This window comes from Thiocapsa marina 5811 (genome assembly GCF_000223985.1).
Lineage (GTDB): Bacteria > Pseudomonadota > Gammaproteobacteria > Chromatiales > Chromatiaceae > Thiocapsa > Thiocapsa marina.
This window is the reverse complement of the sequence record NZ_AFWV01000002.1, coordinates 263,992-277,475: the sequence shown is the minus strand read 5'-3', so window position 1 is coordinate 277,475 and position 13,484 is coordinate 263,992. Positions and strand designations below refer to the sequence as shown.

8 protein-coding genes are annotated in these 13,484 nt (G+C 63.9%); 1 reads left to right on the top strand and 7 read right to left on the bottom strand.

The window, feature by feature from the left end:
• Positions 1-72: 72 nt before the first annotated feature.
• From THIMADRAFT_RS03600 to THIMADRAFT_RS03590, 3 genes are all read right to left on the bottom strand, one after another.
• Positions 73-1,599: a M48 family metalloprotease gene (locus THIMADRAFT_RS03600; protein ID WP_233490176.1), complete on the bottom strand. Its 1,527-nt coding sequence runs from the start codon at positions 1,597-1,599 to the stop codon at positions 73-75.
• Positions 1,600-1,810: 211 nt separating this feature from the next.
• On the bottom strand, positions 1,811-3,118 hold the full coding sequence (locus tag THIMADRAFT_RS03595) for a vWA domain-containing protein (protein ID WP_007191603.1): 1,308 nt from the start codon (positions 3,116-3,118) through the stop codon (positions 1,811-1,813).
• On the bottom strand, positions 3,111-4,154 hold the full coding sequence (locus THIMADRAFT_RS03590) for an AAA family ATPase (protein WP_007191602.1): 1,044 nt from the start codon (positions 4,152-4,154) through the stop codon (positions 3,111-3,113). The genes THIMADRAFT_RS03595 and THIMADRAFT_RS03590 overlap by 8 nt, the downstream gene beginning before the upstream one ends.
• A gap of 401 nt (positions 4,155-4,555) precedes the next feature.
• Between THIMADRAFT_RS03590 and THIMADRAFT_RS03585 the strand changes: the two genes are divergently transcribed.
• Complete coding sequence (locus THIMADRAFT_RS03585; protein ID WP_007191601.1) at positions 4,556-4,753, top strand: Alvin_2107 family globule sulfur oxidation protein; 198 nt, start codon at positions 4,556-4,558, stop codon at positions 4,751-4,753.
• A 240-nt stretch (positions 4,754-4,993) separates the two neighbouring features.
• Here the strand turns inward: THIMADRAFT_RS03585 and THIMADRAFT_RS03580 are convergent, their stop codons facing one another.
• The 4 genes from THIMADRAFT_RS03580 to THIMADRAFT_RS25385 all read right to left on the bottom strand — a co-directional run bounded on the left by THIMADRAFT_RS03580 (position 4,994) and on the right by THIMADRAFT_RS25385 (position 13,430).
• Entirely contained in the window at positions 4,994-7,576 is a 2,583-nt protein-coding gene (locus tag THIMADRAFT_RS03580) for a hypothetical protein (protein ID WP_007191600.1), read from the bottom strand.
• Between the two features lie 97 nt (positions 7,577-7,673).
• Positions 7,674-8,708, bottom strand: a complete 1,035-nt coding sequence (locus THIMADRAFT_RS03575; protein ID WP_007191599.1) for a rhamnan synthesis F family protein — start codon at positions 8,706-8,708, stop codon at positions 7,674-7,676.
• A gap of 30 nt (positions 8,709-8,738) precedes the next feature.
• The gene (locus THIMADRAFT_RS24380; RefSeq protein WP_007191598.1) at positions 8,739-10,850 is read right to left on the bottom strand and encodes a class I SAM-dependent methyltransferase; all 2,112 of its coding nucleotides are present in this window, start codon (positions 10,848-10,850) and stop codon (positions 8,739-8,741) included.
• Between the two features lie 171 nt (positions 10,851-11,021).
• Entirely contained in the window at positions 11,022-13,430 is a 2,409-nt protein-coding gene (locus tag THIMADRAFT_RS25385) for an Lcl C-terminal domain-containing protein (protein ID WP_007191597.1), read from the bottom strand.
• Between the last annotated feature and the right edge of the window lie 54 nt (positions 13,431-13,484).

Here is a 13,484-nt window from a genome sequence, read left to right as displayed (position 1 = left end):
GGCGCCGGTGCGCTTTCCCGACATCTGCACCCGGACAATGTTACCGCACTCCAACTGGACTTGGAACGCACTTCATCGCGCGCTCAAGGGCGCAGCGCGCAGAGGATTTCCGCCTCGCTTCTTCTCCTCGCGTCCCTCTTCACGCCAGGCGTCGAGCCGGACCTGGATCTGCGCGGCATCGTGATACGGCACATTGCGTCGGCGCAAGGCCATCTCGAGCTGCCTGATGGCCGGCTCGAGATCCCCTTCGACATAGAGTTTCTCCGCGCGATAGCGGTCGACGTCGGCCTGATCGCCCGCCTTGGTGGCGGCCTGCACAATCATCTCGTAAAGCAAAGCGTTGGCCGGACGCACCCGCGCCACGGCCTTCAGCTCGTCGAGCGCGCGTGCAGGCTCGCCCGCCGACATGAGTGCATCGGCATAGGCGACGCGCAGAGGCCATTGACTCGGAAATAGGCTCACGGCTTGCTTGAGGTGCGCGAGGGCCTCCGTGCCTTTGCCGAGCGCCAGGTCGAGCTCGGCATCGAGGACGATAAATTCGGCCTGGCTCGGATGAGCGGCGATCAGCGTGTCGCTCTCGCGCTTTGCATCGGTAAAGCGTCGCGCGCGCTGCAGGGCGAGGGCATAGCCGTATCGCTCGGCAATCTCTTCGCGAAAGCGACCACCACCCAAGGTGTCCTCGAAATGGGCCACCGACTGCTCGGCACGGCGATAGGAGCGCTCGCGCAGCTTCGCGCGCGTCAACTGAAATCGCAGACTATCGGCGCGCTGCCGCGCACCGAAACCCTCGGCTCGACCGAGCGAGTCCGCGATTCGGTCGGCCGTCACCGGATGCGTCCTCAGGAACTCCGGGGCGCTGGACTCGTAGACGCGGGTGGCCTTGGCCAGCCGCTCGAAGAAGCCGGCCATCGCGAAGGGATCGTGACCGGCTCCGGCCAGCGTCTGGATCCCGATCCGATCGGCCTCCTTCTCGTTGTCGCGCGTGAAGTTGATCTGTCTCTGGAGCGCTGCGGCCTGCACGCCGGCAATCGCAGCCATCCCCGCGTCGGGCGAGACCTGGGCGCCCAGAATGGCCGCCGCGATCAACAAGGCCGTGGTCGGAAGGCTGAGCTTGCTCTGGTCCTCGAAGGAGCGCATCAAATGACGCTGGGTGACATGGGCAATCTCATGCGCCATCACGGCAGCAAGCTCGCTTTCGGTCTGCGCCGCCAAGATCAAGCCGGCGTAGATGCCGATGTAGCCGCCGGGGCCGGCGAAGGCGTTCACGACCGGCTCATCGATCAGGAAAAAGGTGAAGCTTCCTCCGGCGGTCCGATCGGACTCGACCAGGGCGGTGCCCAGGGACTCGATGTAACTGGTGGCGAGCGGATCGTCCATCACGGGCAGGGCGCTTCGCACGCTGCGCATGAAGAGCTTGCCGAGACGCGCCTCTGCCGATCGGGTCATCATGCTGTCGGACGAGCTGCCCATGTCGGGAAGGCTGTAGGCATCGGCCGACACCGAGGTGGATACGACCGCCAGGAGCGTAAGCCCACCCAAGGCCAACCGCCGACACCGACCGATAAACATCCGGATCATCATGGTTTGGTGAGACGTCATCCGCACCTTGTAGTTCCTGAGAGCGCGCGCCGTGCGCAAACCATCAAGGGCTTCGTCGACGTAAAGCTGTTCACGACCCGCGGGCTTCGTTTCGGTGGCGCTTCCCGAACACAAAAAAACTCCTGAATCGCGTCGCACCGAGGTGTCGTTGTTCACGCATTCGCGACATCCACCTCGAAACAAACCCTGTCACCCCGAACGCGACTCAGCGCTAGTTGAGCTGAATCCGCTGACCCCACGGCACCTTTCCCTGCCCCTTCACGAGCCAGATCACCGGAAACGTCGGCTCGACCGGCGGAAATTCGCCTTGCGCATCGGTGAAATAGACGAGCAGATCCGGGCGGATGCCCTCCCGATCGATCCACTGAAAAACCGGCCGGAAGCTGGTTCCCCCGCCGCCGCGGATCGCCTCGGGCAGCCGCAAGCTCTCCCAAGGCTCGAACCGGAAGGGTGCACCTTCACACAGGGCGACATCGCAGGGCAAGAGGGTCACGCGAGCCCGCACTTGGCCCTTGAGCGCATCGATCTCGCCGATGAACTCCTCCAGCTCAGCCGCCTTGATCGAGCCCGAGATATCGACGGCCACGACAACATCCGTCTGATGACTGCGCAGGCTCGGCATGATGAAGTCGCCGGCGCGACGCGACGGGCGCGCGTAGCTGTAGTCATCTCGCGAAACGGCCGTCATGTAGCGGGCCAGAAGCATCCGCCAAGGCAGGCGCGGCTGCAGGAGATGGTCGATCATGCGTGCCATCGCGCCGCCGAGCTTACCGGCCTGCTGCGCCTGTTGCGCAGCGCCGGCGAGACGCTGCTGCCATTGGACCGAGAGTGTCTCCTGCTCTCCCTGCGTCAGGGGCTCGGGCTCGCCCGCGTCGCCGCCCGACCCCTCGGCGTGACTCGATGGCGCGGAGCCTTGCGTCCCCTGCCCCGCGTCGGACTCGTTCTGCTGCGATTGCGGTTGGGCGGGCTTGCGATCGAGATCCTTCTCGCTCATGCCGGAGCCGCTGCCGCCCTGCTGGTTCTCGCGATCGTAGGCGTGCGTGTCCAGGGTCTCGGACTCGTCGTTGTCGTCGATGAGCGGATAGATCTCTTCCGCGGTCATGCCCTTGTAGGGCGGCATCACCAACGCATTCGGCGGGGGGCTCAGACCCTCGTCGATCAAGAGCGGATTGATGGCGTAATCGCAGGCGAGATCCCACTTGTGCTTGATGCGATGCTGTCGCCGTGCGAAATGCGACAGCGCACAGTGGAGGGCCTCGTGGGCGAGCATGAACTGGGTCTGATCGAGGCTCAGGCTCGAGATATAGTCGGGGTTGTAGTAGAAGGCGCGCGCATCGGTGGCCGTGGTCGGACACCAATCCGGATTCGACGCATGCATCGGCAGGCGCAGCACCAAGGCACCGAGAAAAGGCTTGTCCAGGATCAAGCGCGTGCGGGCTGCCGCGAGCTTGGTCTCGATCGCACGCCGCTGCGCATCGGAAAGGTCGCTGCCGACCCTGCTGCCGACGCCGCTAGTCATAGAGCATCACGTCGGCGACGACCGCAGCCCAATCGGCAAAGGCCGGCACCTCGAAGAGGCTGTTGCCGACCGCGCGGTGCAGATCGGACACCAGCATGACGCCCATCTCGCGCTGCGGAAAACGCCCCGCGTAGGCGAGGATGTTGCCGATCACCCGATCCTTGTCCGGCTCCGCCTGCGCGCGGATGGCACGGCCGACCAGGGCAGCGGCGACGGCGTATTGCAGATCGATCTCGCGCGGCACGGGCACGACCTCGCCCGCCAGGATGGCATCCAGATCGGGCATCTGGTCGAGGCTGTCGACGAAGGCGGCGACCTCGATCCCCGCCGCCGGCCCGACACACGCCTGCAAGGTGCCCTGCAGCAGCTCCGGGGTGTCCTCGAACTTCTTCAGACAGCGGTGCGCGAACTCCCAGGAGCGCGGCGAGGGGAAGGCGACCGGGTTGTGGGCCGGGTCGAAATCGAACAACAGCTCGGGGCGGAAGCGCAGGAAGGCGATGACGCGCTCGTCGATGCCCTGCGCATAGGCCCAGCCGACCCAGTCGTCCAGGTGGGTCTCGACCTCGAAGTGCGAAAAGCGGTTGGCCAGCGGCGCGGGCATGCTGTAGGTCACGCCACGATCGCCTTGACGATTGCCGGCCGCGAAGATCGCCCACCGGTCCGGGACGCAATAGTCACCGAGTCGACGATCGAGGATCAACTGATAGGCCGCCGCAGACACCGCCGGAGGCGCCGAGGTGATCTCGTCGAGGAAGAGGATACCCGCCGGGCCGTGGCGCTCGGCATCCGGCAGGATGGCCGGGATCGCCCACTCCACCCGCTCCCCTGAGCGGAACGGGATCCCGCGCAGATCGCTCGGCTCCATCTGCGAGAGGCGGATATCGATCACGGGAACGCGGTGGCGGTCCGCGATCTGGGCGACCATCTGCGACTTTCCGACGCCCGGAGGGCCCCAGAGCATGACCGGGGTATGGTGGCCTTCCGCGGTACTCGAAAATTCGCGCTCGAGGACGCGGAGCAACTGGGCTGGACGCATGGCAGGTCGTCTTCCTCTTGGGTCTGATACGAAGTGGCCCGATCCGCGGCGGCCGGGGCAAAGGCGGCCCGATTTCCTGCGGCCACCGCAATTCGGTCGGGAATAGAGTGGGTTTTGGCGCTCGCCTTCACAAGGCAATACCCGAATGCGATGCAACCGCTGCTCGGTCGGGTGCGCGATCGCCTTGTCACACATAAGAAAAACGCTGTATTCTTATGGCCCTTCTCGCCCCCTCATGACCATGCGGGTCGTGCGGGCAAGGCTCCCTACGAGACTCGAGAGAGGACCCGAGGGTCCGGGTCGAAGCACCCGAATCCACGTCGCCAATAAGATCAAGGTTTTTGAAGGCGAGGCCTTACCAAGCCGACCCTTCGCCAACGATAAGAGCCCGGAGAGCGGACATGAACCAGTTCTATTACGACGCTGTAACCAAAATGGAACAACTCGGTGTCGACGACGAGTACATCCAAGGCTGGCAGTGCGGCTTCCTCCAGAACCCGAAGCGCGAAGAGCAGCGCCTCACCGAGGCCTACGAGGCCGGCTACGGGGACGGCGAAGAGAAGAATACCGACAACTTCGGAAACTGGGTCAAGGCCTGAGTCCGAATGTCTTGAGTCAGATGTAAGCGCCGCGGCGCGATCGCCTCGAGACGCACAGACCGAAAGGCGGGGCAACCCGCCTTTTTTGCATCTGCACGGCACAACCGATTCGTGCCGGGCCCTCTCTTCGCGGAGCAGTCGTCGCTGTTCCCGAGTGCCTACCCTCCAGGTCCGGCGGAGGCCATCACCGGATTCCTCGCCGGTCAGGCACCCGCCGGCGTCCACCGACCCATATCGCTTCTACGGCGTTGCAACCGCAACGTTGGTCGCCCCGACGGTTGTCCCGTTTGCCTCGAAACGCAGAAAGAGTCGGTTGATCGCAGGATCGAAGGCGATCGGCTGCCCGTTTCCGCTGGCCAAGACGGTGTAGTAGACCGTCTGATCGGCCCCGATCGTGCGGGACAAACTGTCGCCGCATACCAGCCAGGTCCCCGCGGCATCCGTCTCGCACACGCGAAGGGCCAGCGCCAGGGCGCGACCACCGTCGTCGACGCCGACCCTCACCGTGCCCGCACTGCCGATGTTTACCGCCGCGGTCGCGAAGAACCCGGTACCGTCGCGACTCGGCAGCCGAACCACGCCGTCCCCGCTCGGGGTCACGCCGACCGCGAGGAGGTCCGGCGGCGCCGTTGCCGCCGCCGAAAGGATGAAGGTATTGAGTCCGGCGTGGCTGAAGGCGGGCGCCGTATTCGTGCAGTCGAATACCGGCGCAATCTCGGTCGCAGCGAGGGCTTGGCTCGGCGTGATCCCGAACACGAATCCTTGCGTCCCGCCCCGGGGGATATCGACGGGTGTATCCGGCATCCCGATCAAGGCGTTGCCGGAATCGGTGGTCTGATAGGTGAAGGTTGCGGGGAGCCCACCCGGCAGCGCAATCGAGCAGCCGGTAGCCGTCGCATCACCGCTGTTGATGAGACTGGCGAAGGCGGTTGCGGTCTCGCCGATACCGACGGCACGGGCATACGGAAGCACCGCCGCCTCGATCCGCGTCTCGCCGCTCGGCAATGACGCGAAGGTCGCGACACAGTCGGTCGCCCCCTCCAGCGGATGGATGTAGGGGCAAGATGGATCACCGGACCAGCCGATCAAAACCGAGCCGGGAGCGGGGAAGGCTTGAAGGAGCACCTCGGAGCCGAGAGCGAAATCGGCCTCGCAGCTGCTGCCGCAGTCGATGCCGGGCGGACTCGAGGTGATCGTCCCGCCACCCGTGCCCGTCTGCGAGACCCCGAGGCGTCCGTTCCCGTCGATGAAGCCGGACTGACGCCCGAGCCAGTACGCCAGTAGATAGTCGACACCCGCGAACGCAAACTCGGGCGCACCCGGATCCAATAGCTTCCAGGGCTGGCGCTCCCAGAGGAAGGTCGCGCCGGGGCGATCGTCGACATCGGTGGCGATGGCCGAGAGGCCGGGACATTCCGGATCCTCGGGGTATTCCGAACGCACGTCGATCGGCTCTGCCGTTTGCGGAGGATTCGGGAACAAGGCGAGCTGAGCAAGATGCGCCTCGATGATGGCCTCGACGGCGTCCTCGGGCGCTGCCTGCGCGGCATAGAGAAACGCGAAAAATACGTTCTTATGATCCTCGACCGCAGACCAAAGCGCATCGCGCAGGACATCGCGCTGCAGTCGCGCGCGCCGCACCGGATCGTCCTCCAGCCTGACCCAGTTGTACATCGGCATAAAGGCGACATTGAGACCGTAGTAGGCGTCTCCGCATTCGTTGGTATTCTCCCAACCCGTCGCGATGTCGAGCCAGTCGTCGACCTGCTCGTCGTAATGGGCCGACAGCGCGGCATGACGCGCCTCGTACCCCGGAACGCCCGCGGTGACCTGCAACGCAACCCGGAAGGCCGCGGCAAGTTGGATCGCCTGACTCGGCAGGAGTACATCGGGTAGCCAGCCCAGACCGGGGATCTGGCGAATGAACTCGCTCGGGTTCGGCCAAAACACCACCATCCCCGAGGCTTCCACCTCGAACGGGCTGGTGCGAACGTTGAGGATGGGTATTCCGTCAGGGGTCTCGTCGTCGGTGTAGACCGCATGCTGTAGTTCGAGCGTGGTCGAGAAGTTGCTCGACCCGTTGATGATGACCTTCACGCGCTTGCGCTCGCGCCGCATGAGCTGCTCGGCGAAGGTCGCGACGTCTTCTCTGATGAGCTGACGGATGCCGGGATCCGATGTCGCCTCGTAGGCCAGCGACATCCCGAGCAATACGCCTTGGTATTGATCCCGGCTGACCCGGCCGCGCCAGTGCCAGAGCGCATCCTCGTAGGGGACGTCCCGAATGACCTCCGGGTCGCCGGCCGGCAAGGTGGCCAAGATCGCCTCCGAACTGTCGGCGGGCGCCGCGAAACGGGCGAGATAGCCCGCATCGCCCGAGATCCGCCACCATCGATGCAGCACCCTGACCGTCTCGGCGAGCTGATCGGCCGCATCGGCCGCACCCGTCGCCTCCAACCGCAGGGCCTGCGCGGCGAGATAGGAGCCGGTCCAGATCGCAGGATCCCGCTCGCCGCCGTAGCTCTTCACCTGCGCATAGGTGTCGTCCGTGAATTGCCCGGACATGACCCCGCCGGCCGGCATCAGGTGCTCGCGCATCCAGGTCTCGTGATCGGCTGCGCGCCGGTAGAGGACTTCGGGATCCGTGTCCGATGCGACAGCAGCAGAGAAGGCGCCGGCGACGGGATGCGCTCGATCGGTCGCTTCGACTTCGGTGTCCGGTCGAGAGGATTCGCAACAGGCAGGGGTTGTCTGAGCATAGCCCGACGTGCAGATCAAGAGTGCGGCAAAGCCCGAGAGGATCTGTTTCGGCAGTGCTTTCATGACATACGACTCCTAGAACGATAGCCCGGTCCAGCGGCTGAGAGCGGCGTGGCGTTTAGCATAAATTAAGACTCGGCGCGGGGGCCTCGGTTTCGCCTCAGATGCTGCGGTCTCGCAGGACATGCTGCAGGTGTCGAGAGATCAAGCGGGTATCGTATCCGCTGACCTGGCGCACTGCACTCTCCCAGTACTGGGTCAACGGCACGCTGCAGGGATTGCGCGTGAGCAACTCGCGCTTCAGGAAGGGATAGCCATGCCGACGCAATAACGGCTCCCAAAAGAAGTGGCTGGGATTCACCGGGATACCGGCCATCAGGGCCTCGAACAACCATTTGAGATAATCGCGCTGCGGCAGGCCGGCCGCCCAGTCGGGATTGTCGTACGAGCGCCGCTGTAGGTCGTCGATCAGCTCCATCGCTACCGTGCGGTAGGGAAAGATCGCCTCGAGCTGCAGTCCGGCAGCCAGCATCCGACGCGAGAAACCGATCTCATGATGATGCACGACCAACTCTTTCGACTGTGTGTAGCAGACATCCTTCCAGAACCGATGAAACTCGGTCGCCGCCAAGGCCGGGCGATGCATCAACAGGAAATAGCTCTGTAAGTGATAGTAGTGTTGGAAGGTATCCGTGATTCCCCAGATGTCGGCTTGATTCGGGTCTGCCTTCTCCAGGAGCGCGCCCAAGGCGTGGAACGGCCCGTAGACGCTGTCGTTGGCGAGGATCAGGCTGTCGAGCGCGGCGAGGTCCGGAATCTCGCGCAATGCATCCTTATAGGCCCCGAAATCATACCCTCGGTTGCGCCGCCGTAGGATCAACCCACAGCGCGCCCGCAAGACATCGACCGCCGCCGGCAACAGCCGAGGGCTGTTGGTCACGAACAGGATACTGTAGCCGGCCTCCCGCAACTGCTCCAGATAGAAGAGAACGTACGGATGCACCAGGCCCTTGTCGTCGTAGTGCACGAAGACAGCGATCCGCTTGGCCTCGGCCAATCCGCCGTCGCCGTCCCACCGCTGCACGACCCAGGTCGGATCCCGCGCCAGACGGACCCGCATCCAAGAGGTTCGGTGCTCGATGAAGTTGCGGATTCGGCGCCTAGTGAGCGTTTGACGGAAGTCGCGCAAACCCATATCGGATCCTTTCTGACTGCGTGGTTAGGGTTATTCGGGCGTGCGCGACTCTGAACCGATGCCCGCGTCTTCAATACCGGCTGCCGCCCGGGCGCGACGTGCATGTAAGAGGGCGAGATCGTTCAGCGGGTGCTCGGGAGGGGCCAATTGCGCCGCTCGCGAAAACCACCCGAAGGCGTCGATCGGGGCCGCTGCATGATTCAACGCGAGAATCCCGAGCACGAAGGCCAGCTCTGCCGACAACCTCTCGGGCGCGAAGCTTAGTCGATCTGTGATGGCGGGCTCGAGCGTCGCCGCCTCCGCATAGGCTCCACCGTGGATCAGGCGCTGAAAGACCTCGCAACAAAGGCCGAACGGCTGCGCGGAGGGCGACGGGTTCGCGGCCAAGCGCTCCGCACATTCAAGCGCGGCGCCCGCGGGCTCGGCCACGGCCCACGCCGAGAAGCGGGCCATCTCGATCGCTCCCGCGAGATCCTCGACCGCACTGTCGGAGACGGTCGCGTCCCGAAGATACTCGCCGGCAACGCGGAACCACGCAAGCGCCGCCGCCGCATCGCTTCGGTCGTTCAGGGCCAGCAATCCACGGGCGTGGCAGGAACGCGCCCGTTCGTGCGGCGCGAGGTCGGTCGCTGGGTCTGACTCCCGGCCGAATGCCTCCGGCTCGTCCCGCCCTCGCTCACAACGTGCGTCGGCCAAGGCATTCGCCGCTGCGTAGGCACCACCGAAGACCAAATCGACGAAGCAGTGTTCCAGCCCGACCTCGAAGCGGCGCGATGCGCGCGAGCCGTCGCCGTCGGTTCCGATGAATGCCTCGCGGGCAGCCTTTAAGCGCCTCGGAGCTTCGGCCGGGGCCACGCGGATCGAAGACTCCAGAGCGCCGAGCCGGCACAGCTCGACGAGATGCTCGGTCTCCCCGTCGTCCGAGCCGATCGACTGTAAAGCCTCGCGCAGCGCGACCCCGGCACGCTCGCCGAGCTCGAAACCCGCCAGCGCCCGTTTCGGATCGTTCGCGTGACGCAACGCGATGAAGGCGCTGCGATAGGCCAGACCGCAGAGATTGGCTGGGATCGCGGCAGCAAATCTCCCGAAACTCTCGATCTTGATCGGCTCGGCCAAGACCGTCTCTGGGCGGTCGAGATCGATGCCGTAAAGACGCCGGTAGGTGTCGGTCAGGCCGTCGAGCTCCGCCTTCGCCGCGTCGATGTCGCCCGCATTGACCCACTCCTTGATCAAGCGGCCGGAAAAACCGTGGGAGAGCGGCTCGTCCGGATCCAGGGCGCCGAGTCGGCGCTTCAGATAGTCGCGGTAGAGCGCACGGTCGAGCGTCCGAGAGAGATCACAAGGCCGAGGACGACGGCAGGCGAGCGCAGTCAGATTCGTCTCCGACGCTCGGATTCGAACCTGCGTGAAGCCATGCGCCTCAAGCAACCGGCGCAGCGCCGCCTCGCTGAAGAGCACTAAATGATATCCGGGCGTCAAAAGCGGCAGAAGCGCGCCCGAGGACGCCTCGCGACTGACCCCGGCGGCATTCGGGGTGCTGATCACCAACCAGCCGTCGGGGGCCAAGGTCGGGGTAATGTCGTCCAGGAAGCGGTGCGGGTCCACGACATGCTCGATGACCTCGGAGGCCAGCAGCACATCGACCGGCGCCTCGCCACGCAAGGTTTCCGGCCCGAGATAGTCGGAGGTCACGGGTACATCCAGCAATCGTCGCCCGGCGCGCGCAAGCGGCGAGGGATCGAACCCGCGGACCTCCCAACCGAGTGCCTCGCGGGCGAAGTCCAAACCGAACCCGAAACCGCAGCCAACCTCCGCGTAACGTCCGATATCGGCGTGATCGAACCAAAACAGAGGCTCGACCATGGTATCGGGCGCCGCACCCTGTTCGACATAGAACTTGATCGCGGCCTGCGAAAGGGACGTGTCGGCACCGGCATCCGTAGCCGCTCCGTCATCTTCGTAGGCCGGGGGCGTCAGCCCCGGAAAGCTGAGGGTTCCGCAAACATCGCAGGCGTGGAGCCGCAAAAGCTCTTTGCTCTCGAACGGCGACGCGACCGCCAGCACCGAGCGCTTGGCACCGTCCGAACCGCAGACCGGACAGGCAAACGCCCGTGCTGGCGCGGGTGTCCAGTCGACCCACATAAACAACCCCCTGAAGATGTCGGCGCACCCTTAACCGAGACGAGCGATCCGCCGGCTCTGCCGGGAGATCGTTACTCCTGCTTCAAACCGCAGTTCCAGTGAACGCGTAAGAATAGCCGATGCAACGCGCCGGTGGACGCCGGCGCTCGCGATTCGCCGCATAAGGTGCAGCTAGGGTGTCGTCACCGCGACATTGGTCGCCCCCACGGTAGTCCCGTTCGATCGAAAACGCAGGAATAACCGATTTTTGGCCGGATCGAAGGCGATCGGCTGACCGCTGCCAGTCGCCAGAACGGTGTAATAGAGCGTCTGGCCCGAGCCAACTTGGCGCGTAAGACTGTTACCGCAGTTCAGCCAAACCCCCTGGGCGTTGGTCTCGCAGACCCGGAGCGTCAGCGGCAACCCGCGCCCGCCGTCGTCCGCACTGACGGTCATCGCCGCTGCACTGCCGATGTTCACCGCCGCCGTGGCGAAGAAACCGATGCCGTCACGGCTCGGAAGGCGCACCACGCCGTCGCCGCTCGGCGTCGCACCGATGGCGAGTAGATCCGGAGGGGCGCTCGCCGCAGCGGAAAGGATGAAGGTATTGAGACCAGGATAGCTGGCTGCCGGAGTGGTATTGGCGCAGTCGAACACCAGCGGAATTTCGGTCGCAGCCATCGCTTGGCTCGGGGTGATGGCGAAGACGAAACCCTGGGTGGCGCCGGGGGCGATATCGACCGGGGTATTGGGATTTCCGATCAGGGCGTTGGCGGCATTGGTGGTTTGGTAGCTAAAGGTCGCCGGGATCCCCCCTGGCAGTGCGATCGAACAGCCGTTTGCGGTTGCGTTACCGCTGTTGATGATACTTGCGAATGCCGTCGCGGTTTCACCTAGTGCAACGGCACGGGCGTACGGGAGCACTGCAGTGTTGATGCGAGGTACTGGGCGCGTAGCGGTCACGATTCCACTACCGGAACTGATAGCGGTACAGCCTCCGACACGTGTTTCCCGATAAAAATTGAATCTAAATGTTACCGAGGCTCCGTCGGAGTTAAATTGACCCGCGTTGAGAGTTGTGGAAATGCTCGTATATCGGTCGCTGGTTGAAAAATAAGCCGACGGAAAAGAACCCGTTTCTGTGACCTGGATATCCGAGAACGTTGCCGTAAAACCCGAGGGAACAGTTACACCGCAAACATAGGCTCCGCCAGCATTCACATCAATCGACAAACCTGAAAGAACATCGTTCTCGTTGATCGTAAATCGCTTTCCTTGTGATGTCGTCCAGCTTCCCGCCAACTGTTCAGGTGTTCCGGGAGCTGCGAGATTCTCTACTTGCGAAGCGCTGAATGAACCCTTAACGGCTGTCTTTGAATAAGATGACTCATGGGATTCTCCACCCCTCACAAAGCGCACATGCAGAGGGCTTAATTTATCGAACGAAGCATCCGTGCCGTCAATAAAGTCGATGAACGAAGCAAGGGCAAGATCGGCTAAGTCGCTGGTGCTGGTCCAATACCGTTCGTCAGGCGTTGCAGGGAAAAACGTCTCGTCGATGGCCGGGCCGTATCGACGATGATCGACAAGGGACTGAAGCTCTTTTTTATTCGGCAGGCGCCAATCGTTATAGTCGGCCAGCCGCGACGCTTGAGCGGCAGCCAGCGCCTCGGGCCAGGTCATCGCGGTCGGACTGCCGCCGCTGCAGCTCGGTCCTTGCTGCCCCTCGCTGCATTGCGCCCACATCAGCCACGTAGATGCCTGGGTCACGGTCCCGTCGCCATTGTCGGTCAAGGCATCCGGGGCTTGCGATCCGCGCACCAATCTAATGCCCGAAGGGTCGGATGACAGCTCGGTGCCTGAGTCTCCTCGGTTGAAATCGACACGCCAGGCGCGCGTGTCATCGGCGGCATCAAGCGTGGCGGTCCAATACGCACCGACTCGGGTGTTCGGGAAATACTCCGAGTCGATCGCGGGAGCGATACTGCCTGCCGAGACAATGCCCTGCAGTTCCTGTAGCGTCGGCAGACGCCAATCCCGCGCGCCGCAGAGTCCGGCTGCGTTGACCGCAGCGACATAGGCAGAAACATCACACGATCCTCCGTGCACATGTCCGCCGCAAATCGACCGCACCTGACTTGGCGCGGTTACGCCGTTGCCGTTTGTACCTGACCAACGGTAGGTCCAGTCGCGATCGCGCAGCCCGCCGTCCCGGGTTTTCACTTCCCAAGTCAATCCGGTGACATTGTCTTGTACGCAGGTTGGGAAGCTCGCGGGGATATTCTCGACGACGGCAATCGGCGCTCCGTCCTGATCCAAAGGCGAGAAATCGAAACCGCCGGCGCCGCCTCCGATTTTGGCGATCAAGCCCGCTTGAGCCTGGGCGTCGCGCCCGTCGTGACCATCCTGACCCAACAGCAAGATTTGATCCCCGGTGCCGGCATCTATACAGCTCGTCAGCTCCGCACCGTCGTCGCAGAAGAGCTGACCTGTATCATTGATCGCGGCAGTGCCGTCGTATGAGGCAATCCCGAGTGAGACCAGAGCAAGCGCCGCCAACATTGCCGGGCTTCGATTCGTCCAATGGTTTATCCGTTCCATGATTTAGTCCTGTGTTTTTGCGTCTTTCTGCCTATGCCTGTTCGCACGGTTCTC

Coding starts and splice junctions, on each gene's coding strand:
- THIMADRAFT_RS03600 (WP_233490176.1), bottom strand. CDS start 1,599: ATGACGTCTCACCAAACCATGATGATCCGGATGTTTATCGGTCGGTGT.
- THIMADRAFT_RS03595 (WP_007191603.1), bottom strand. CDS start 3,118: ATGACTAGCGGCGTCGGCAGCAGGGTCGGCAGCGACCTTTCCGATGCG.
- THIMADRAFT_RS03590 (WP_007191602.1), bottom strand. CDS start 4,154: ATGCGTCCAGCCCAGTTGCTCCGCGTCCTCGAGCGCGAATTTTCGAGT.
- THIMADRAFT_RS03585 (WP_007191601.1), top strand. CDS start 4,556: ATGAACCAGTTCTATTACGACGCTGTAACCAAAATGGAACAACTCGGT.
- THIMADRAFT_RS03580 (WP_007191600.1), bottom strand. CDS start 7,576: ATGAAAGCACTGCCGAAACAGATCCTCTCGGGCTTTGCCGCACTCTTG.
- THIMADRAFT_RS03575 (WP_007191599.1), bottom strand. CDS start 8,708: ATGGGTTTGCGCGACTTCCGTCAAACGCTCACTAGGCGCCGAATCCGC.
- THIMADRAFT_RS24380 (WP_007191598.1), bottom strand. CDS start 10,850: ATGTGGGTCGACTGGACACCCGCGCCAGCACGGGCGTTTGCCTGTCCG.
- THIMADRAFT_RS25385 (WP_007191597.1), bottom strand. CDS start 13,430: ATGGAACGGATAAACCATTGGACGAATCGAAGCCCGGCAATGTTGGCG.